The sequence below is a fragment of the Gordonia sp. G4 genome, from assembly GCF_057770005.1.
The window spans coordinates 1858270-1881823 of sequence record NZ_CM173442.1; the positions used below are offsets into that span (position 1 = coordinate 1858270).

The 23554-nt window shown below is 67.5% G+C and carries 9 protein-coding genes and 3 pseudogenes; 6 read left to right on the forward strand and 6 right to left on the reverse strand.

What is annotated here, in order from left to right; all coding sequences use genetic code 11:
• The first annotated feature begins 9 nt into the window (after positions 1-9).
• The 6 genes and pseudogenes from AC3B5T_RS08205 to AC3B5T_RS08230 all read left to right on the forward strand — a co-directional run.
• Entirely contained in the window at positions 10-1560 is a 1551-nt protein-coding gene (locus tag AC3B5T_RS08205; protein WP_010844859.1) for an acyl-CoA carboxylase subunit beta, read from the forward strand.
• A 268-nt stretch (positions 1561-1828) separates the two neighbouring features.
• The gene (locus AC3B5T_RS08210; protein ID WP_014924910.1) at positions 1829-2914 is read left to right on the forward strand and encodes an IS110 family RNA-guided transposase; all 1086 of its coding nucleotides are present in this window, start codon (positions 1829-1831) and stop codon (positions 2912-2914) included.
• A gap of 401 nt (positions 2915-3315) precedes the next feature.
• Positions 3316-4827 (forward strand): IS21 family transposase, encoded by a 1512-nt coding sequence (gene istA, locus AC3B5T_RS08215; protein ID WP_488357390.1) that lies wholly within the window; start codon positions 3316-3318, stop codon positions 4825-4827.
• Positions 4824-5306: pseudogene (locus tag AC3B5T_RS08220) on the forward strand (ATP-binding protein); the annotation flags it as partial. The gene istA and the pseudogene AC3B5T_RS08220, both read left to right, overlap by 4 nt.
• 133 nt (positions 5307-5439) lie before the next feature.
• A complete protein-coding gene (locus AC3B5T_RS08225) occupies positions 5440-6693 on the forward strand; it encodes an IS256 family transposase (protein WP_488357822.1) in 1254 nt (417 codons plus the stop codon).
• Between the two features lie 52 nt (positions 6694-6745).
• A pseudogene (locus tag AC3B5T_RS08230) lies at positions 6746-7057 on the forward strand (ATP-binding protein); the annotation flags it as partial.
• Between the two features lie 541 nt (positions 7058-7598).
• On the opposite strand, the gene AC3B5T_RS08235 reads toward AC3B5T_RS08230, so the two are convergent.
• From AC3B5T_RS08235 to AC3B5T_RS08260, 6 genes and pseudogenes are all read right to left on the reverse strand, one after another.
• The gene (locus AC3B5T_RS08235; protein WP_488358503.1) at positions 7599-11048 is read right to left on the reverse strand and encodes an arabinosyltransferase domain-containing protein; all 3450 of its coding nucleotides are present in this window, start codon (positions 11046-11048) and stop codon (positions 7599-7601) included.
• Positions 11041-14411, reverse strand: a pseudogene (locus tag AC3B5T_RS08240) (arabinosyltransferase domain-containing protein). Before AC3B5T_RS08240 ends, AC3B5T_RS08235 begins: the two are co-directional and overlap by 8 nt.
• Positions 14412-14504: 93 nt before the next feature.
• A complete protein-coding gene (locus tag AC3B5T_RS08245) occupies positions 14505-15713 on the reverse strand; it encodes a DICT sensory domain-containing protein (protein WP_488358504.1) in 1209 nt (402 codons plus the stop codon).
• A gap of 325 nt (positions 15714-16038) precedes the next feature.
• Positions 16039-16578, reverse strand: a complete 540-nt coding sequence (locus AC3B5T_RS08250) for a Dps family protein (RefSeq protein WP_010844834.1) — start codon at positions 16576-16578, stop codon at positions 16039-16041.
• A 164-nt stretch (positions 16579-16742) separates the two neighbouring features.
• Entirely contained in the window at positions 16743-20060 is a 3318-nt protein-coding gene (locus tag AC3B5T_RS08255) for an arabinosyltransferase domain-containing protein (RefSeq protein ID WP_488358505.1), read from the reverse strand.
• Complete coding sequence (locus AC3B5T_RS08260) at positions 20053-23418, reverse strand: arabinosyltransferase domain-containing protein (protein ID WP_488358506.1); 3366 nt, start codon at positions 23416-23418, stop codon at positions 20053-20055. Before AC3B5T_RS08260 ends, AC3B5T_RS08255 begins: the two co-directional genes overlap by 8 nt.
• Positions 23419-23554 lie beyond the last annotated feature (136 nt).

The window sequence follows — 23554 nt, forward strand, 5'->3', positions numbered from 1 at the left end:
AGAAGGACCGTGACTGACACCACCGCAGGCAAGCTCGCCGACCTCCGTCAGAAACTGGAGGCCGCCCGCGAACCGGGAGGCGAGAAGGCGCTCGCGAAACGCGCCGCGAAGGGGATCTGTTCTCCGCGTGAGCGTCTGAGCATGCTCTTCGATCCGGGGACCTTCGTCGAGATCGGCGCGCTGGCCAAGATGCCGGGTGCGGCCGAGAGCGGTTACGGCGACGGCGTGGTCACCGGACACGGACTGGTGCACGGTCGTCCGGTCGCGGCGTTCTCCCACGACCAGTCGGTCTTCGGCGGGACCGTCGGCGAGATGTTCGGCCGCAAGGTCGCCTCGCTGATGGAATGGGCCGGCAAGATCGGTTGTCCGATGGTGGGTATCAACGACTCCGCCGGTGCGCGCATCCAGGACGCGGTCACCTCGCTCGCGTGGTACGCCGAGATGGGTCGTCGCAACGACCTGCTGTCGGGTCTCGCGCCGCAGGTGTCGGTGATCCTCGGCAAGTGCGCCGGCGGCGCGGTGTACACCCCGGCGAACACCGACATCCTGGTGGCCGTGGAGGACAAGTCGTACATGTTCGTCACCGGCCCCGATGTGCTGAAACAGGTGAACGGCGAGGAGATCTCGGCCGAAGACCTCGGCAGCGCACACAATCAGGCGCGGTGGGGCAACATCCATCACGTCGCCACCGACGAGAAGGCCGCGTTCGACTGGGTCCGTGAGTACCTGCAGTACATGCCGTCGAGTGCCTACGAGCGGCCGCCGGTGATCAACCCGGGTCTGGAACCGGAGATCACCGAGTCCGACCTGTCGCTCAACGACTTCATGCCCGACAACGACAACGCCGGGTACGACATGCACGACATCATCATCAAGCTGTTCGACGACGGCGCTTTCCACGAGGTCGGAGAGTTGTTCGCGCCCAACATCATCACCGGGTACGCCCGCGTGGACGGCCGGTCGGTGGGTGTTGTCGCCAATCAGCCGAGCGTGATGTCGGGTGTACTCGACACCGACTCGTCGGAGAAGGCGACCCGCTTCGTCCGCATCTGCAACGCCTTCAGCATCCCGCTCGTCTTCCTGGTGGACACGCCGGGCATCCTGCCGGGTCTTGCCGAGGAACAGAAGGGCACCATCCGGCGCTCGGGGCGATTCCTGTACGCCTACGTCGAGGCCGACGTGCCCAAGGTGACGGTGGTGCTGCGCAAGGCCTACGGCGGCGCCTACGCGGTGATGGGCAGCAAGCACCTCGGTGCCGACGTCAACTTCGCTTGGCCCACAGCGAAGATCGCGGTCATGGGCGCGGAATCGGCTGCTGCCGTGCTGACCCGACGCCAGACCGAGGGGCTGTCGGCCGCCGAGGCGGACAAGATCCGTCGTGAGTTCATCGATTTCTACAACACGATGATGGCCACGCCGTATCTCGCCGCCGAGCGCGGCTACGTCGACGCGGTCATCGAACCCGCCGAGACCCGTCTGCAGCTCCGGAAGGCGTTGGCGCAGTTGCGCGACAAGGAGGTCCTCAAGACCCCGCGCAAGCACTTCCTGATGCCGATCTAGCCACGAGCTCCCACCGCTCCCTGATCCGAAAGAACCGCAGAACCCACACCCCCGCCTGTTCCCTGAGGTGTGAGGAGCGCAAGCGACGAGCCTTCTACCGCTCCCTAATCCGAAAGAACCGGATAACCCCTGGTCCCTGAGGTGCGAGGAGCGATAGACGGTATGAGGGCCTTGGGGCCGAAGGCCTCAAGCTGCAAACACATCGTGGGTTGCTGCTGCTGAGTTCACACTCGGCGGTAGCACCACATTGCAGATCAGGAGGCCTCCGGTGATTGTTCAGGGTACAAGTGTCGGATTGGATGTTCACGCACGTTCGGTGGTCGCTCACGCCATCGATGAGGACAGCGGCAACGTGATTCGGGAGACGTTGGTTCCCGATGCGGCGACCATCGTGAGCTGGCTTCACAGCTTGGCTCCGCCTGTGCGGGTTGCCTACGAGGCCGGTCCGACGGGTTTCGGATTGGCTCGGGCGATCACTGCGGCCGGGATGGAGTGTGTGGTTGCCGCGCCCTCGAAGCTGCAACGGCCAGCCGGGGACCGCGTCAAGACCGATGCCCGAGACGCTGCGCACCTGGCGAAGTTGCTGCGCCTGGGCGAGGTAGTCGCGGTCGGTGTGCCCGAGGAGGGTACCGAAGCGGCCCGTGATCTGGTCCGCGCCCGCGAGGACGCTCGCAGCGACCTGATGCGGGCGCGGCATCGATTGTCCAAACTGCTTCTGCGCCAGGGGATCGTCTACTCCGGCGGGAAACCCTGGACCGGTGTTCATCAACAGTGGCTGCAGCGTCAACGTTTCGAGCTGCCGCTGTTGCAAGCCGCCTTCGACAACGACCTGGACGCGGTGTTGAGCGTGACCGCACGCCGAGACCGCCTCGATGAGCTGATCGAACAGACCGCGGCCACCGATCCGTGGCGGGCTGTGGTCACCCGATTGTCATGTCTGCGGGGTGTGTCGACGCTGACCGCGTTCGCTCTGGCCGTCGAGATCGGCGACTGGTCGAGGTTCAGTGGCGCCACGATCGGCCCCTACGCCGGGTTGGTGCCCTCGGAATACTCGACCGGCGGTACCCGCAGTCAGGGATCGATCACCAAGGCCGGGAACGCCCACGTGCGGCGGTTGCTGGTCGAGGCGGCCTGGCAACACCGGCGGCCCTACGGCACGCCCGGACAGACCATGCGCCGTCGGTGGGAGGCCGCCTCACCCTCGGCCCGCGCCCGTGGCCATGCCGGCAACCGACGGCTACACAAGCGTTGGCAACAATTCGACCGCCGCAGCAAACATCCCTGCGTGGCCAACACCGCGATCGCTCGTGAGCTCGCCGGCTGGTGCTGGTCGCTGGCGGTGCTCGACGACTAACCAGCACTGACACACAATCTTGGCCACCCGCCGCGACTGCGCTGTGGTGAACAGGGAACGAATCCACGGCGTCGCTATGTGCGCCAGCACCTCTGGGTGCACGGTACGCACGCTTACATAGACCCGTCGGTCAGCGTTTTCATCTCCTGTCGAACACCGTTGAGCGGTAACCAACCCGCGTATATCAGTCCGACAACACCGTCGCGAGTAACGACCACCACACACCGCGGCGGGTGGTGTCCATGGCCATGAGAAAGTCCCCATTGGTGGCCAGGTCGAGGTCCCCGCTGGTGGCCAGATAAAAGTCCCCACCCTGTGTTCGTCGTGTCGACCCGGAACTGAGGGCCCAGGCGATGACGGTGAAGGTGCCAACCGATCACCATCACCGCCTGGGAGTTCCATTGAAGTCTGCGAAGGACCGTATGGACATCATTTCTGCTTACCGAGAACTCGGAAGCTATCGCGCCGCAGCCGAGGTGTGCGGCACCACCCACAAGACCGTCAAGCGTGTGGTCGACCGGTTCGAGGCCGACGATCAACCACCCGACCGCAAGGAACGGGCCCGCAACTACGATGCGGTCGCCGAGTTGGTCGCTGAGCGAGTCGAGCGGTCACACGGCCGGATCACCGCCAAGCGACTGCTGCCGGTAGCACGTGCCGCGGGCTATGAGGGCTCGGCCCGCAACTTCCGTCGTCTCGTCGCCCAGGAGAAAACACAGTGGCGCCGTGATCATCATCGTGGCCGCCGCCCGGCGGTGTGGGCTCCGGGTGACTACCTGGTCATCGATTGGGCCGTAATCGGCGGGCTGCACATGTTCTGCGCGGTGTTGGCGTTCTCGCGGTGGCGGTTCGTTCGGTTCGCCACCAACGAAACATCCATCACCACACTCGGATTCATCGCCGAAGCGTTAGAAGAGATCGGTGGAGTGCCCAACAAGGTACTCGCTGATCGGATGGGTTGCCTCAAAGGTGGAGTCGTCGCCAACGTCGTCGTACCCACCCCCACGTATGTGCGGTTTGCCACCCACTACGGGTTTTCCCCGGACTTCTGTCACGGCGCCGATCCGGAATCGAAAGGGATCGTGGAGAACCTCTGCGGGTACGCGCAGTCGGATCTGGCGCAGCCGTTGTGGACCGAAGCCAAGATCGCTGCTGGTCGTGACGACGTGCAGCTGGATGTGCACGCAGCGAACCGGGCCGCGCGGGACTGGTGTGTCGAGGTCAACACCCGCCGTCACAGCGACACACTGTGCGTGCCTGCTGACCAACTCACGATCGAACGAGACACATTGAGCCCGTTGCCGTCTCTGCGGGCCCAGGTCGGTCCACCGCCGGTCACCCGTAAGGTCGATCGCCTCTCCTGTATCCGGTACGCCTCGGCCCGCTACTCGGTACCCAACCGGCTCATCGGCACCACCGTGACCCTCATCCAGGACGGTGAACGGCTCCTGATCGCCGAACCTGCCTCCGGTGAGGTGGTCGCCGATCATCTGTTGGCCGCACCCGGAGAGGTCGTCCTCAACGATGCCCACTACGGGGGGCCACGCACCCCGCCCAGTCGTGCACCACGACCCAAAACCGCAGCAGAGAAGCAGTTCTGCGATCTCGGTGAGGTTGCTGAGCAGTTCCTGGTCGGTGCCGCGGCCATCGGGAACACCCGCCTGGGCGGTGAACTCGACGACATCCTCGGGCTCGTCACCTCCCACGGCCACGAACAGGTGCTCACCGCCCTGACCAGGGCGGTGGCATTCCGACGGTTCAAGGCCGCCGATGTGCGCTCGATCCTCGATGCCGGAGCCGGCACCCCCAACCCGCGACCGGCCGGCACAGCACTGCTCGGGCACCTGCCTACCGCGCCCACCCGCTCGCTGGATGCCTACAAGCTCGGCGCCGGCGACAAGGAGGTGTCATGACCACCACAACATCGACACCCGTTGCACCTCAGACAGTGCCGCCACTACCGGCCGACCTCGACCAAGCGCTACGCCGATTGAAGCTCGCCTCGATCCGCCGCACCGCACCCGAGGTCCTGCTCACCGCGAAAACCCAGCGATGGACACCCGAAGAAGTACTGCGAACCCTGGTCGAAGCCGAGATCGCCGCTCGTGATGCCTCCAACATCCGCAACCGACTAAAAGCTGCCGGGTTCCCGGTCACCAAAACCTTGGAATCGTTCGACGTGGCCGCATCCTCCATCCCGGCCAATACCTTCGAATACCTATCCTCACTGGAATGGGTTCGAGCCCAACACAATCTGGCCTTGATCGGCCCAGCCGGGACGGGTAAGAGTCACACCCTGATCGGGCTGGGGATCGCCGCAGTACACGCCGGACACAAAGTGCGGTACTTCACCGCCGCCGACCTCGTGGAGACCCTGTATCGCGGACTGGCCGGGTAGCGCCCCATAGAGTGGTGTAACTCGGTGGCCGAGTTCGTTATCGACGTCGTGTCGTTAACGGATGCAGAGCGGCCACCGCGTGATCCTTCGAGTCAACCTTCCACAGAATCCTCGAGGAGTCATCGCGATGACCGCACCCCACATTGTCGACCCTGCAGGCCTTCTTGGCCAAGCCCTGGCCGAGGCATCACCAGATCTGATGCGTGAGCTGCTGCAAACCATGATCAACGCGCTGCTGTCGGCCGATGCCGACGCGGTCTGCGGAGCCGAATGGAACCAACGCACACCAGAGCGCACCAACCACCGCAACGGCTACCGCCACCGGCCACTGGATACCCGCGTCGGGACCGTCGATATCGCGGTACCCAAACTACGTTCGGGCAGCTACTTCCCCGAATGGCTCCTCGAACGCCGCAAGCGGGCCGAGTCAGCACTGATCACCGTCGTGGCCGACTGCTACCTCGCTGGAGTCTCGACCCGCCGGATGGACAAGCTGGTCAAAACTCTCGGCATCGACTCGCTGTCGAAGTCACAGGTCTCACGCATGGCCACCGACCTCGACGAGCAGGTCACAGCGTTCCGCCATCGTCGCCTCGACGAGGTCGGGCCGTTCACCTTCGTCACCGCAGATGCCCTGACGATCAAAGTCCGCGAGAACAAGCAGGTCGTCAAAGCCGTTGTCCTGCTGGCCACCGGCGTCAACGGCGATGGCCACCGTGAAGTGTTGGGCATGCAAGTAGCGACCAGCGAAACCAAAGCCTCCTGGAACACCTTCTTCGCCGATCTGGTCGCCCGCGGGCTGGGCGGGGTGCGTCTGGTGACCTCTGATGCCCACGCCGGACTGGTCGAGGCGATCGCGGCGAACCTGCCCGGCGCCGTGTGGCAACGGTGCCGTACCCACTACGCGGCCAACCTCATGGCGGTGTGCCCCAAGTCCATGTGGCCGGCGGTCAAAGCGATGCTGCACAGCGTTTATGACCAGCCCACCGCCACCGCCGTGCACGAGCAGTTCGACCGACTCCTGGAATACACCGAAGGCAGACTCCCCAAGGTTGCTGACCATCTCGGTGACGCTCGAGAGGACCTGTTGGCCTTCACAGGCTTCCCCGATGACGTGTGGCGACAGATCTGGTCCAACAACCCCACCGAACGACTCAACCGCGAAATCCGCCGCCGCACTGACGTTGTGGGTATCTTCCCCAACCGTGACGCCATCATCCGACTCATCGGCGCGGTCCTGGCCGAGCAGACCGACGAGTGGGCCGAAGGCCGCCGATACCTCGGCCTCGAGGTCCTCAACCGATGCCGACTGACCCTGACCACCGACACCACCACAACAACGGAGGCCACTACCGACCCGCTGATCGAACTGCCTGCCTGAAAGCCCGACGAAGGATCAGAAACGAGTTACACCACTACTTGGGACTTGACCACTGGCCGACAACACCGTCGGCAGAACCATCGACACCCTGCTACGCCAAGATCTGCTCATCCTCGACGAGATCGGATTCGCACCACTCGACGACACCGGCACCCAACTACTGTTCCGGCTCGTCGCCGGCGCCTACGAACGCCGATCTCTCGCGATCGCCAGCCACTGGCCCTTCGAACAATGGGGACGATTCCTGCCCGAACACACCACCGCCGCCAGCATCCTCGACCGGCTCCTACACCACGCCACCATCGTCATCACCGACGGCGACTCCTACCGCATGACACACCGAACGGAGGTGCCACCCACCTAGAACATCCCGCACAGGGTGGGGACTTTTACCTGGCCACCAGCGGGGACATCAAACTGGCCGTTGACAGGTGGCCAACCCCCACTACAGCCCCCTAGCAAGGAGGCCAACTCGCCATGGAACTTGACAAAGCAGCACTACATATCAGCGACGAGCCTCGAAGTGCCTGGTGAGGCACGTTGCGATGCCCTTCGTGGCTCGCTTCGCTCGCACCTCAGGGAGCAGAGAATTCGGACGCTCACTAAGGTTCTTTCGGAGTCCACGACGGCCGCCAGGCCGCAGATACTGAGGTGCGAGGAGCGCAAGCGACGAGCCTTCTACCGCTCCCTGAGGTGCGAGGAGCGCAAACGACGAGCCTCGAAGGGTCGGCGAGACAGGTTGCGAAACCCTTCGTGACGCTCGCAGGCTCGCTCCTCAGGGAGCGGGGGTGACGCTCGCAGGCTCGCTCCTCAGGGAGCGGGGGTGACGCTCGCAGGCTCGCTCCTCAGGGAGGCCGGGGTGACGCTCGCAGGCTCGCTCCTCAGGGAGCGGGACGCACAGCAGCTCAGTTCTTCACCGCCCGCATGGGTCCCGGTGTCCAGAGCCCGTTGTGGGTGTCGGTGGTGATGGTGAGCTCGGCGTCGGTCTGCGGGAGGATCGGGGTCAGGCTCTGGAGCATGCCCCAGTCCTTCGCCCAGTCGTTGCGCAGGTACGACGGGTAGACGCGGGGGCGCAGTTCGTTCTCGACGATGCCCAGCGGACCGCCGGAGTCGCCGGCCATCCAACGCTGCGAGTTGACCCGTTCGCCTTCCCGGTCCGGCGAGATACGCCACTGCGGTGTCTCCAGGACCCCGTACTTGACCTGGGCGGGCCGTTGGCAGGGAAACGCCAGCGCGGTCTCCCAGTCGATGAGCACCGGATCCTCGCTGCCCACCAGCGAATCGAGCGTCACCATCGACGACACGCGCGGGGGTGTGACGGCCAGCCACTGGTCGCGCAGGGTCGAGGTGTCCTCGGCGAGGACACGGACCACGGTCGCTCCGCGGGGTGCCTGGTCCATCGGGAAGCGCAGGTTGCGCCATTCGGGTGCACCACCGATGTCGAGTGGCACCATCTGTCCGGCGGGCGCCACCGTGCCGTCGGGCGCCACCCGCCCGAACTGCAACCGCACGCGCTGTCCGGGCCGGGTGACCGCGAGATCGTCGATGTACTCGACCTGCCCGGCCACCGACATGGTGACGAGCGGGCGCTCGTCGGACCTGTTCTGCGGCAGCTGATACCAGTCGGACGTGAGTCGTCCGGTGCCATTGGGGGAGTTGTACGTACCGAGGACCGGTGTCTCACTCGGCGACAGACCGAACGGCAACTTCACCGTCGACCCGTTGACCCCTGCCTGCGCGGTCCGCCCGCCGCTGGTGTCGCTGGAACCGGTCGTCGTCTCGGCCTCGGCGCTGCTGCCGTCGTCGGTCGGATCGGTCTGCGTGCGATCGACCTCGGCCGTCGAGGTCCCCGAGGAGGAACCCTCGGCTTCCTCCTCGGTCTCCTCGGACAGGTCCGACGCCACCCCGTCGGGGTCGAAACCCTCCATTCCGGTGCCGGCGAGAGCCGCGCCCGGGGAGGGATTGTTCTGCCCGGCGACCCGGGCGGGCGCCAGCAGGCCGGCGTTCGGATCGTCCTCGACCAGCACGGCGTCGGCCAGAGCGCAGGGTCGTCCCTGCAGAGCACTGACATTGGAACTCAGCCACGACCACGAATTGCGTTGCGTCCAGTCCGCCTTGGCGAACGAGACGAGGGTGAACAGCATCATGATGGTCGACACGACGATGATCGACGGGCTGCGCAACCGCGTGAACACCGACCGCGGCCGTCCGGCCCTGGCCACCTCGTCGACGTAGTCGTCGCGGAAGTGCTGCCACAGGCCGAGGACGGTGAGGGCCACCGCGACCGCCAGGATGCCGGTCCACAGCGGGATCCCACGGACATCGGGAACCGCGTCGCGCCAAGGAATTCCGTAGCTGCCGACGTACCACCACTGGTTGCGTCCGGAGAACGCGAGCGCGAGGACATACGCGCAGGCCGCGGCGAACAGTGTGCGATTGCGCCGACGGCGCATGATGGTGCGATCCGCGCACGCGGTCGCCACCGCGGCGAGCACGCCGCCGATCGCGGCATAGACGCCCAGCTGGTGGGTCCATTTCGTCGGCAGGAACGCCATGAGTACCGCCGAACCGGCGACCATGGCGACCAGACGCCACGTGGGGCCGGTTGCGATTCCGGGCAGCCGGCGCCGGTTGAGCAGCATCACCACGACCAGGATGAAGCTGGTGAACACGATCAGAATCCCGAAGCGACGGGCGATCCCGCCGTCGGCGGTGGGGTTCATCAGCATGTAGTAGCGCATCGGCTCCTCCCACCATTTGTTGGTGGGGCCGACCTGCCCGTTGACCGAGACCGCTTCCAGGATCGCCGCGAGCGGCTGGTCGGCGAAGATCTCGAACATCACCGCGAGACCGGCGGCGAGGATCGGCACGGCCAGCGGCCAGAATCCATCCCGCTTGCGGCGCAGCGAGAAACGCTTGAGCAACGGCCGAATCCCGGCGATCAGCGCCACCGATGCGATCACGCCGGTCGGATGGATGGTGAGGGTGAACGCCGCCGCGATGATCCCGATCGTGAGCGGGAAGAAGCGCCCGGTCGCGATCGCGCGCTCGACACACACCCAGGTGAAGAGCGTGCCCAGCGCGATCAGCGGCTCCACGCGCAGACCGTTGTTGTACGGCATCCACACCGCCAGGAAGACCAGTGCCGCAGCCCAGATCGCCGGGGTCGACTCACGGACCGCACGTCCGAGTCGGGGAATCGCGGCGCGGCTGATCAGCCACCACGACGCCATCGCGAACAGGAACGGCAGCAGGCGCAGCCACGGTGTCGCGGTGCTGACCTCCATCCACGCCGACAGGTAGTGGTAATGCCAGCCGAACGGGTCCTGCGGGACACCGAAGTAGCGATAGTAGTTGTCGAGATAACCGGCCTCGCTCGCGATCCGGCCGACGGTCACCTGGTAACCGTCGTCAGCCGTGTTGCCGCCTACGAACAACCAGATCAGCAGTACGAGGGCGACGACACCGTCGACCGGGCGCACCCGCCACCAGCCTGCCGGGAAGAGCTTGTGATGTCCGCGCGCGTCCCGGGCGTCGAGGACGGCCAGTGCGGCGAGGGAGAGGATCGTCGACGCGATCCCGATCACCAGCAGCCAGAACTTCAGCGTCGTGGGCGTGGAGACGAATCGGGTGTCGATGGTGGACCGGAACGACAGGCCCTCGGTGCTGACATCGGCCGGCAGGCCCGAGTACACGCCGATGATCTGCGGGCGGGCGTTGGGATCCCGCAGATCGAAGGAGCGGACCGCACCCGTCTCCGAAGCAGCATCCGGCAGTCCTTCGATCGAACCCCGGGTACCGTTCGTGTCGGCTGCGACGACGATGCGACAGTCGGGTGCGCTCTGCGCGGCTATACGAGAGGTGTTGAGCAGAACGACATTTCGCTGCACCACCTGGAGCGAGTCGGCGGTGGCCCGGACGAAGAGGCCGACCTTGCCCGCCTCGGCGCCGCCTTCGGGCACCGTCGACAGCAACACTCCGCCCGACGCGGGCAACGATGCGCCGAGTGCGCACGGTACCGCGACGTCCATGGAGACCGGGACGAACGACACGTTCGGGGCCGCCACGTTGCCCACCGAACCCTGCTGCGGCCAGGTCAGTTCGGCCTTGGTGTAGTCGACCGGAAGGAACGGGCTGAGCAGCGCGAGGAGGATGCCGACGACTCCCGCGGCCATCGCGACGACACGCGCGGTGCCGGCGTGGCGTTCCGCGAAGCCGTCCCGGTGGTCATCCCCGGAGGATGCGGTCGCGGAGGGATTCTCGGCGGAGGAAGTCTCGGTGGTCGCCACGTCTGCTCGTTCTTCTCCGGTGTCGGGGTTCGCCGGGCCGGCGTGCGGGTCGCTGCGGTCAGTCATCTTCGGGCACCACCCTGATCGGCCCCGGTCGGGACCATCCCCACGTGGTCGCCGTTCCCGTCTGCACGTCCGCGGGTCGTGCCTGCGGTGCCAGCGGAGTCAGGCGCTGCAGGTTGCCCCACTCGCGATACCAGTCGTTGTCGAGGTAGGTGGCGAGGGTCGCCGGTCGCGTCAGTGCCTCGACCGGTGCGAGCAACCCGCCGTCCTCGGCGGCCATCCAGGTCTTGGACTGTGAGTTGGCAATCCACGACTCGGGCAGGATCCGCCACTGCGGGAGGTCGAAGACGCCGTGGCGGGCGGTCATCGGTCGCTGGCACGGGAACACCGCGCCGGCGGCGAAGTCGATGAGCACGGGATCGGTGGAGCCGACGACGTCCTGCAGGGTCCGCAGGACGGGCGCACGAGGAGGTGTGACGGCGAGCCACTGATCTGGATCGAGGTTGTTGTCCCGGGCGACGATCCGCATCACGGACGCATCAGCGGGCACGCGGTCCATCGGGACACGCAGGTTCCGCCACGGACGGTTCGTCCGCTCGGGGTCGATCGGGATCGCGGGAGCACCGACCTCCTCGAACCTCCCATCGGCGACATTCGGCCTGCCGAACTGCACCTCCAGCGACTGCCCGAAGTTCGGGACACCGTCCCGGTCGAGTGTGAAGACCGCGCCGGCGGCGGTGATGACGATCAGCGGTGAGGAGTCGCGCGCGGGCAACCGGTACCAGCCGGTGGTCAGAGTGGCCTGGCCGCTGGTGGTTTCGTGGCTTCCCAGCACCGGGGTGGTTGCCGGATCGAGGCCGAAGGGGAGTGCGGCGGTACTGCCGTTGACCCCACGAGGACCCACTCCGCCGGTGGTGCCCGGATTGCTGCCGTAGACGATGAAGGTCTTCGACAGGTCCGCCGAGGTGTTCATCGCGCCGGGCTTCTGGGCCCCGGCCTGCGGCGTAAGATCCGGCTTCACCCCGTCGGGACGGAAGCCCTCGGACTGCCCCTGCAGGGTCGACGACGCCGTGCCACCGCCCGCGGGTGCCAGCATGCCCTGATTCGGATCGGGTTCGACGAGGACGGAATCAGCCATCGCACAAGTGTTTCCGCGTGCCGAGTCCAGGTTCGCGGACAGCATGGTGAAGGTGTCCGCGCGGGTCGCCGCGGCCTTGGCGAACACCGCGAGCTCACTCACGACGATGAGGACGGCGATCACCGCGATCGGCGCGGATGCGACACCGATGCGCCAACCGGCCGGTGCCGCCCCGCGATCATGGGCGAGCCCGGTCTCGTCGACGAAGTCCATCCGGAGGTGCTGCCAGGTCGCGAACAACAGCGCCAGCACCGCCAGGGCGAGCAGCACGGTCGAGACCTGGATGCCCGCGACGACCGGTGCCTTGTCGAACCAGGCGATCCCGAAGTCGGCGGGCCACGGCCACGCGTTCTTTCCCGCCGCGGCCGCCGCGCAGGCCACCAGGAGCCCGGCGACCAGGACGGACAGGTTGCGCAGCGTGCGGCGTGCCGCCTGACCGATCGCCACGCAGGCGACAGCGGCGAGCGCCGCACCGAGTCCGGCGAGGACGCCGAACTGGATGGTCCATTTGGTCGGGGTGAACGACAAGAACAGGATCGTGAGCAGGGAGGCACCCAGCGCCCGCCACACCGCGCCCGGATCGATCCCGTCGATCCGCTTGCGCCGCAGCATGATCGCCAGAACCACGAACATGGAGACGGCGAACAGCAGGACCGGGACGCGCCGGGCCAGTGCGCCGTCGGTCGTGTTCACCGCGAGGAAGTAGTAGCGGAGCAGTTCCTGGTACCAGGCCAGCGTCGGACCGACCGAGTAGCGAATCCGCAGTGCTTCGAAGACGGTCGCGAGGGTCTGGTCCCGGAAGACGAGGATGACGACCACTGCGACCCCGGCCAGTAGTGGGGCCAGCAGGGGCAGGAGACCGTCTTCGGCGCGGCGTCGGACCAGGATGCGGAGCATGGGCCGGGCACTCGCGATGAGAAGTGCGAGCGCGACGAGACCGTGCGGGGCCAGGGCGAGGGTCATCGCGGCGGTGAACGCCGCGATGACTGCCGGCAGCATCCGCCGGGTGGAGACCGTGACCTCTACCGCCCACCACGTCGCGAGGGTGCCGAGCACGATGATGCCCTCGGTGCGCAGGCCCGAACACATCGGCAGCCAGAACGCGAGGAACACCGCGGCCCCGGTGAGCATCGCCCACCGGGACCGGCGGACGGCGCCGCCCAGGCGGGGCAGCAGGACCCGGCTCAGGATGAACCAGGCGGCCAAGCCCGCCAACAGCGACGGCAACCGCATCCACAGGCCGGTCGTCGAGATGGTCGACCAGTAGGCGAGGAAGCTGTAATACCAGTCGAACGGCGCTTCGGGAATGCCGTAGAAGCGGTAGTAGTTCGCGAGGTATCCGGCGTCGGCGGCGTTGCGACCCATGTTGAGGATGTAGCCGTCATCGGGTGATCCCGCGCCGAGGAAGTGCCAGATCACGAGCGTCAGCGTCACACCGATGTCGGTGGGCCCGGGCCGGAGCACGGCGCGCCACCGGAGACGGCGACCGACGCGGCGGTGGAAACCGTGGATGCGGTCGAGACGTCCCACGGCCACGAGTGCGACGACCGCCGCTCCGACGCCGACGACCATCACCACCCACTTCAGGATCGACGGCGACGAGTCGAACCGGTCGTCGATCTCGATGCGGACGTCGAATCCCGGGGCGGACCGGACCTGTTCGGCGGTGAGGTCGGTGAAAACGCCGGCGATCTGCGGATTCGCCGACGGCCCGGCGAGGCCGACATCGCCGCCGCCCGCGGTGGCCGGCCCCGGGGGAGGCCGACGAACTGCGCGCCGGTCGTCGTGGCGTCGGCGAGGATGCGGAGCTCGGCGCAGCCGGCGAGGGCGTCTCGCGGTGCCGACGCAAGTGTCTTGTTGCGGTTGGACACGGTGACGCCGTCGGCGCCGGCGACGACGAACAATCCGTCGTCGCGTGCTGTGGTCGCGGCCGCGGGCATCGTCGACAACACGACGGTGGACGCGTCATCGGGGGTCGTCGCCAGCACGCGGCAGGGGATCGAGATCGCGAGGTCGCGAGCGGTCTGCGCGACCAGCGGAGCGGTGACCGACGCCGACTCGCCCGTCTGCTGCGGCCACGTGATCGACGCCGTGGACGTGCTGACCGGGAGGAAGGGCGTCAGGACCCCGGCGACGACGGCGACGACACCGGCGACCGCGGCCACGAGGGCGACGGTGCGGGATCGGGGTTCGCCGGACGTGCGCTGCGCAGCGGTTTCGGCGGTGGTGTCGGCGCTGCCAGCGGACACTTCAGGCGACTTCGGCACAGGCGCATCGTAGTCAGCCATGCTGTGACAAACCCAAATCCCCTGACCGGATCTCGTAGCGTCAATGCGCGCTATGTGCGCATTGACGCTACGAGTCGCTGCGCGCGATCCGGATCAGGAGAACCGCATGAGGATCGAGTGCACTGCCTGGGTGACGGTCATGCGGTCGTAGGTCTGCACGAATTCGAAGGTGCGCTCGAGATCGGGACCGGCGTCGTGCTGGTCGCGCGCCGACAGCAGGGCGGCGAAATGCGGTCCGAGGACGGCGACGTTCCACTCGTTGATGAGGTCGTCGTCGGCGTCGAGGGGCGCGCGGTGCACGTTCCCGTCCCGGATGTCGGGAAGTCCGACACCGTAGACCCCGGCCAGGCCGGTCTTCTCCGACATCTCCCGCCACCGCTTCGCGGTACGCGAGGTGAAGTGTTCGGCGAACTGGAACGTGCCGAGGACGATCGCGGCACCGCCGATGGCCGCCTGTTCCTCCAGCGCCTTGCTCATCTCGATGAGCAGGCGCTTGTTGCCCATGCGCGGCGAGATGGAGGTCGACGCGATGCGATACGGAGTCGACTTCTCCGGGCCGGGCGTGGTCCAGACCGGCATGTCGGGCAGCGGCACGACGGTACGGCTGGCGAGCACGGCAGGATCGGTCACGGCCGGATAGAGGTCGCCGATTCCGAAAACGGCGCCCATGGTCTGCGCCGTGATCCGGCTGGCCTCGTCGTCGACGCCCTCGGCGATGACGACGGCATGGCTGCGTTCGGTGTGCGCGGCGAGCGCGTGCGCGAGGTGGGCGGCGTCGGAGCTGGTCCGCGACGTGAGCAACTCGGCGCCGGTGACGATGATGTCGGGTTCGACGAGGGAGAGCAGCGTGGCCGCGTGCTCGCTGCGGACGAGACCGTCGACGCAGATGATCTTGCCGGCCGCCCGGGCGCGGGCGACGCGGGCGAGTGTGCGTTGCGGGCTGCGCTCGACGGCGTCGGGCAGGATGACCATGACGTGGCGTTCGAGGCTGCGCGCGGTGTCGTCGTCGAGATTGTCGATGAGGTCGAGATCGAGGGACACCAGCAGAGGCAGGATCTTGGCCAGCGACTGCGCGCGCTGGGAGGCGGCCATCTTGCGCTTGCGCTCGTCGAGGACGGGATGTTCTTCGACCAGGCGGGCGGCGCGTTTGAGGGCGGCGGCTGTGGCGAGGCGGGTCCCGGCCGGACCCCGGAGCTGCAGTTCGACGGCGGCGAGGGCGCCGTCGGACAGCCGGCAGACCGGCGCGAACTGCATGTGGAGCTCCAGATCATCGAACAGGGTGAATGATCGCGTTTCGGACACACGTGCCTCCCCGTCAGAGCGAGAAGCGCCCCGATCGATCTGGTGGACGCGGATTGCTTCACATCCTGTTCGCGGCAAAAGCCTGTGGCCAGCGTAACAAACCGTCGGTCCACGAACATGATGAAGCGGCCCTTGGTACCCGTGGTTCCAAGCGGCGCAACGTATTCGGCTGTGAGTCCTCGTGCTGTGTCAGTGCCTGTTCGTGCTTGTCGGTACAGAAAAGGGTGTTACCGCGGTCGCGACTAACGGGGCGGGAGGTCGCGACCGCGGCTCCGGGGGCGGGTCCGGGGGTGTGGTGACCCGCTACTCGGTCTTGTGGGCGAGCTCAGCGGGCGGCGTCGGCCGCTTCCTTCTCGCCGCTGGCGCCGGCGTGCGTGAGCTCGCCGGTGTAGCTCTCCAGGTGTGCGCGGACGAACCACTGGAACTTCTCGAGTTCGGCCGTCTGTCCGATGAGGATGTCCTCGGTGATCGGGTCGATGTCACCGATCTTGGCGATGCCGTCGCGATGCGAGGTGATGAACCCGTCATAGACGAGGTCGAGGGCGCCGAGGTGGGCCTGCGCGGTGTCGCGGCCGATGGAGTAGTCGCTCCATGACCGGTCGGCTTCGATGGCCTTGGCGGTGCCCTTGGGCGACGCGCCGAGGGTCGCGATCCGCTCGGCGATGGTGTCGGCGTATCCGCGGACGAGTTCGACCTGCGGGTCGATCATCTCGTGCACGCCGATGAAGTTCGCGCCGACCACGTTCCAGTGGATGTGCTTGAGGGTGAGGTGCAGGTCGTTCAACGCGCTGAGGCGCTCCTGCAGGATGCCCACGACCTCGTTGGCGGCTTCGTTGCTGAGTCCAGGTGCGGTGAATGAAGGCATGACTCGAAATTAGGCTGGGATCGGACATGTGACGAGGGCTCACGGCCATGAGTGACGGAACCGAGACGGCACATCACAGTGAGATAACGAAGCGTGTCCACGTGTTTGCCGCGTCGACCTGGGGGAAGCAGAAACCCCAGGTCGACGCGGTGCTCGACGATCGGTCAGTAGCCGCTGGAACGCATCGGCGCGGGGTCGTACAGCCCGGAGCGCCGAGCGGTGCCGAGGTCGAGTTCCGCGGCCGGCGCCGGGATGATCTCGGCGAACTTCTGCAGACCGCCCCAGTCGCGACCCCAGTTGTTGCGCAGGTACGTCGGTAGCAGGGTCGGTCGCAGCATCGCCTCGGTGATCCCGAGCGGGCCGCCCGCGGTTCCCGACATCCAGGTCTGGCTGTTCTTCCGGGTGGCCTCGGCGTCGGGCATGATCCGCCACTGAGGTACCTCGAGGACGCCGTTGCGCACCTTCATCGGCTGCTGACATGGGAAGACCATGCCGGGCAGCCAGTCGATGAAGACCGGGTCGGTCTGACCCACGACGTCGTTGAGCGTCGCCAGCGCGCTGACCCGCGGCGGTGTCACCGCCACCCACTCCGACGGTGCGGCCGCGGTGTCGGCGACCTCGACCCGGACGACGGTCGCCCGGGGTGGCGAGTCGGCGAGCGGGAACCGCAGGTTGCGCCACGTCGGGGTCTCGCCGATGTCGATCGGGAACATCCGGCCCAGGGTGCTCACCCGGCCGTCGGCCTCCACGCGGCCGAACTGCATCGTGACCTTCTGCCCGGCGTGGATCACCCCGATCCCGTCGACCGCTTCGACCGAGCCGGCGACCGCCATCGTCAGCAGCGGGGCGTCGTCGGAGCGTTCGGGCAACTGGTACCAGTCCGAGGTCAACGATCCGGTGCCCGACGGCGAGCCGTAGCTGCCGAGTACCGGCGTCTCGGCAGGGTTCAGTCCGAACGGCAGACGCACGGTCGACCCGTTGACGCCCCGGACGCCCTGGCCGCCTTCGGTACCGCCCTGTGCGGACGAGCTGTCGCCGGATTCGTCCGAGCCCGCACCGGTTTGGGCGCTGTTCTGCGAACCGGAGGTACTCGACGACTCGGTGCTCTCGGTCGCATCGACCGACAACCGGTCGGGTACGCCGTTGGGGGTGAAGCCGGAGGCGTCCGGACCTGCCAGTGCGGCAGCGATGTCAGGGGCCGGACGGCCGTCCACGGCCGCGGGCCGCAGGAGCCCGGCGGTGGGGTCGGCCTCCACGAGGACGTCGTTCGCCAGGCCGCACGGGTCGCCGGTGAGCGCACGAGCGTTGGACTTCATCCACGACCACGAATCACGTTGCTCGTAGGCGCCTTTCGCGAAGGAGGCGACCATGAACAGCACCATCAGCCCGGCGATGACCGGTAGCGGTGAGAACTTGAGTTTCGAATACCACTTGTCGCTACCCCGCGTACGGGTCGTCTCGTCGACGAAGTCGTCGCGGAAGTGGAACCACAGGCCCGCCAGTGCGGTGGCGACCGCGGCGACCAGGATGAACCAGGCTATGTTGAGGCCGCCCACCGTCGGTGGGCGATCCCACCACGGGACCCCGTAACTGCCGACGAACCACCAGCCGTTGGTGCCGGCGAAAGAGATGCCCGTGATCGCGAGCACCGCGGCCGCGAAGAAGCTGCGATTGCGTCGTGATCGCAGCACCGCCGGCGCCATCATCGCGCCCGCTGCGGCGGCGAGACCCGCGGCGATGCCCGCGTACACACCGAAGTGGTGGGTCCACTTGGTCGGCGTGAAGGCGATGAAGAACATGGTGCCGAGGGTCACCGCGACCAGACGCCAGATCGGCGCGCGCGCGACACCGTTCGGATGCTCACGCCGAAGGAGGCGGAGCAGTACGACGAAGAGGCACAGGATCATCGCCAGCACGCCGAAACGTCGTGCGAGCGTGCCGTCGGCGGTCGGCAGGATCAGGTAGTAGTAACGGATCGGTTCCTGCCACCACTCCAGCGTCGGACCCACGTCGGAGGCGACCTTGTTGCCCGCGATCAGCGGTGCGAGCGGCTGATCGGCGAAGATCTGGAACAGCACGGCCGTGCCGGCCGCCAGGATGGGCGCGAGCATCGGCAGCAGCCCGTCGCGGGAGCGACGTGACACCAGTGTCTTGACGATCGGTCGGATTCCGGCGAGCAGCGCGGCGACCGCCATGAGCCCGCCGGGGGCGAGGGCGAGCGTGAAGGCGGCGGTGACCACCGCCACGGCGTAGGGGAGCAGTCGACGGGTCGCGATCGCGCGTTCCACACAGCACCAGGTGAGCAGTGCGCCGACGGCCTCGGCCGGCTCGGGCCGCAAGCCGTTGTTGAACGGCAACCAGATCGCGAGGAAGACGAACGCCGCCGACCAGACGGCGGGGGTGCTGTGCCGGACCGCGCGGCCCAGACGAGGGATCACCTCTCGGCTGATCAACCACCAGCCGAGCAGACCGAGAAGGAACGCGGGCAGGCGCATGAACGGTGCCGCGACACTCACATCCGTCATGGCCGAGATCACCTGGAAATGCCAGCCGAACGGATCCTGCGGCACACCGAAGTAGCGGAAGTAGTTGTCGGCGTAGCCGGCGTCTCCGGCGATCCGGCCGACGATGAAGTTGTAACCGTCGTCGGAGGTGTTGGCGCCCGCGAACCACCAGAAGGCGAGAATCGCGAACACCGCGACATCGGGTGGCCGGATGGTGAACCATCCCGACGGCAGGAAACGCTTGTGGCTGCGGCCATCCCGCCGATCCAGAACCCCGAGGGCGATCAGCGAGACGATCGTCATGAGGATGCCGAGCACGATCGCGGTGAGCTTCAGCGGGGTGGGGGTGCTGACGTAGCGCGTGTCGATGGTGGCGCGCAGCGACAACCCGTCGCGCGGTGCGTCGGCGGGCAGATCGCTGTAGATGCCGACGATCTGGGGACGCATCTCGTGGTCGGCCAGTGTGAAGCCATGTGAGGCGCCCGAGTCCGCGGCCGGTTCCGGCAGTCCCTCGAATCGCCCGCTCACGCCTTCGCCGTCGGCGCGCATGACGATGCGGCAGTTCGGATTCGACTGTGCGGCGGCGCGATCGGTGTTCAGCAGCGCGACGTTGCGATCGGTGAGCGTCAGCGCATCGGCGCTCGCGCGGACGAACAATCCGCGGGCGCCGGCGTCCTGGCCGCCCTCGGGGATCGTCGACAGCAGAACTCCGCCCTGCTCGGGCAGCCGGGTGGCAAGTGAGCACGGCACCGACATGTCCATGTCGATCGGCACGAAGGACACCAGCGGCGCCGCGACGTTCGAGACCTCGCCGCCCTGCGGCCACTTCAGTTCCGCGGTCGACTGATTGACCGGCAACAGGGGAGTGAGCACCGCGAGCAGGAAGCCGAGCAGACCGGTGACGGTCGCGACGATCTTCGGGTTGACCGTGATCTTCGGGTTGACCGTCGCCAGACGGGAGAAACGGGACTCACTCATCGGATTGGGGCTCCACCCTGATCGAGCCGGTGCGCGACCAGCCCCATTGCGTCGTCTGTGCCGTGTCGATCCGCGCGTCGGATGCGTCGGACACGAGCGGTGTCAGCTTCTCCAGTGCGCCCCAGTCGCGCACCCAGTCGTCCTGCAGGTACGTCGAGACCGCTGCCGCGGAGGTGGTGGCCTCGGAGATGCCCAGCAGCCCGCCGTCGACGCCGGCCTGCCAGGTCTTGGACTGGGAGTTGGTCAGCGGATAGTCGCCCAGGATGCGCCACTGCGGCACCTGGGCGACGCCGTGGGAGACGCCCATCGGCCGCTGGCACGGGAAGTGCGAGGCCACCCCGAAGTCGATGAGCGTGGGTGCCGTCGATCCGACGACCTCCTGCAGCGTCTGCAACCGTGGTGCGCGCGGCGGGGTGATCCCGATGAACTGCTTCTCGCCGAGGTTGTTGTCCTGCAGGGACAATCGCATCACGGTGGCTCGCGGTGGGGCCGCCGACATCGGCACGCGCATGTTGCGCCAGGGCATGTTGAGGATCACGGGTCCGGGATCGATGGGCAGGATGTCGGGGCCGACCTGTTCGAAGGTCCCGTCCGCGCCCGGGCGGCCGAACTGCACCACCATCTTCTGCCCGAAGTTCCGGACGCCGAAGGTGTCGACGGTCGAGACGGCGCCCGCGGTGCTGAACACCAGCAGCGGCGACGCCGCGCGGTCGGCGGGCAGGTCGTACCACCCGGTCGTGAGGCGGGCCTCGCCCGGATATCCGTAGCTGCCCAGGACCGGTGTGGTGGCGGGGTCGAGCCCGTAGGGCAGTTTGGCGGTGGAACCGTTCACGGTTTCCGGTCCGCGTCCGCCGGTCGTCCCGGCGCCCAGGCCGCCGGTGATCGCGAACGGGCGGGCCATGCTCGCCGACACGTTCATCTGCCCGGGGCGCTGGCTCCCCGGCTCGGGCTGGAGGTCGTCGGGGATCCCGTTGGGCGAGAAGCCCACCGGGTTCTCGCCGCGAAGTGCCTGCGTCGCGTTCGCGCCCGCCGCCGGGGTCAGCATGCCGACGTTGGGATCGAGTTCGACGAGGACGTCGTCGGCGAGCCCACAGCTGTCGCCGCGCAGGGTGTTCAGGTTCTCGGCCAGGGCGGTCGACGCCGGATACCGGGTCACCGCGGCCTTGGCGAACAGCAGCAACTCGACGATCACGAGCAGGCCGGCGATCACCGCCAGTGGTGAGGAGGCGAGGAAGAGTCGCCGACGATCCGCCCGGGTCTCGCCGGGGCCGGTGTCGGCGTGGGCGAGACCGCGATTGGTGACGTAGTCCAACCGCAGGTGCTGCCACACCGCGACCCCGGCCGCGATCACGGCGAGGATCAGGAACAGGGTCGACGCCTGGAAACCGGCGATGACCGGCGCCCGGTCGAACCAGGAGATGCCGTATTCGTAGAGGAACGGCCACGAGTTGTAACCCGCCATCGCCGCCGCCATCGCAAACAGCAACCCGGAGACGAACACAGTCAGGTTCCGTGCGGACCGGGCTGCCGACTGGGCCACGGCCACGGTGGCCACCGCCGCGACCGCCGACGCCAGCCCGGCGAGCACGCCGAACTGGATGGTCCATTTGGTGGGCGTGAACGCGAACAGCAGCAGGGTGACGCCGACGGCACCGATGAGGCGCCATGCCGGTCCCGGATCGACTCCGCGAATTCTCGTGCGGCGCAGCATGACCGCGACCGTCACGAACAGGCCGGCGAGCAGGAGCAGCAGCGGCACCCGACGGGTGAGCGCGCCGTCGTCGGTCACGACGGAGATGAAGTAGTACCTCAGGAACTCCTGGTGCCAGGAGATGACCGGCCCGACCGAGTAGCGCAATTTGATCGCCTCGAGGACGGTCGCCAGGGTCTGATCCCGGAACACCACGATCAGGACGAGCATCCCGGCCGCCGCGATCGGCGCGACGAGGGTCAGCGTCGTCGTCCAGACGGAGCCGTCGAGTCGCTTTCGCCGATCGATGAGGATGTGCAGCAGCGAGCGGGCCGCCACCAGCAGGATGGCCACACCGACGACGCCGTGCGGGGCCAGAGCGAGGGTGAAACCCGCGACGAGCGCGGCGAGTGCTGCCGGAAGGAGTCGTCGGGTCGCGATGGCGTGTTCGGCGGCCCACCAGGTGAGCAGCGAACCCAGGACGATGATCCCCTCACTGCGCAACCCGCTGCAGAACGGCAACCAGAACGCGGTGAACGTCATGGCGGCCGCCCAGATCGCCCATGAACTCCGCCGTACCGCCGGACCCAGGCGCGGCAGGAGCACGCGGCTGAGGACGAACCACGACACGAGCCCGGCGACGAGTTGCGGGATGTGCATCCACAGCACCGACGGCGAGACCGACGACCACACCGCGAGGAAGCTGTAGTACCAGTCGAAGGGCGCCTCGGGGATGCCGTAGAAGCGGTAGTAGTTGGCGAGGTAGCCGAAGCCGTCGGCGGTCCGGCCCATGTTGAGGATGTAACCGTCGTCGGGCGAGCCGGCCCCGAGGACGCTCCAGACCAGGAGGATCGCGGTCACGATCAGGTCGGTGGCCCGGGGTTTCAGCGAATGCCACCAGGACCGGGTCCGTGCGCCGATCCGCCGGTGGTACCCGCCGATGCGGTCGAGCAGTCCCAGTGCGACGACGGCGACGAGAACCGACAGCACAGCGAGCACCGTCACCACGATCTTGAGGATCGACGGGGACGACTCGTATCGATTGTCGATGTCCACCTGCACGCGCAGGCCGTCGGCAGCGGCGGCGCGTGCCTGCTCGGGGCTCAGGTTGCTGAAGATGCCGTCGACCTGCGGACGGCGGTCGGGCGGCAGTGTCGTCGACTCGCCGAGCCCGACGAACTGGGCGCCCGGACCGGTGGGTGCGGAGAAGATGCGCAATTCCCGGCATCGGTCCAGGTCGGCGCGTGCGGCGGTGGCGGCGAGGCTGTTCCGGAAGGTCACGGTGATCGCGGCGTCGGTGGCGGTGACCCACAACGACGACGACTTCGACTTCGGCGCGTTGGTCGGCATCGTCGCGAGGACCACGCCGTCGTCCGCGGACGCCAGCGTCGCGCACGGGATGCGGGCCTCGAGGGTCTGCGGGGTCTGCGCGATGAGTGGCGCCATCACCGACGAACTCTCGGCGCCCAGGTCCTGTCCGGCCGGCCACGCGAAACCGGCGTCGACGGCCTTGACCGGGAGTAGTGGGGTGAGGGCGCACAACACGATGCCCGCGATCCCGGCCACTGTCGCGATCCACCGGGCGGTGCCCGCGGAGATCCTGGTCGATGGCCCCGACGACGACGTTTCTGCGGGATCCTCTGGCGAGGTCGGGGCTGTCACAGGCACGGTGCCTCATCGTAAGCGACGTGCCCCGGGCCACCTAGGGCCCACCCCGCAGCCCTGCTCGACAAGGTGCGTGACCGTCGGTACCACTGCTCCCTGAGCTGAGGAGCGCAGGCGGTGCTCCTGCTCCCTGAGGTGC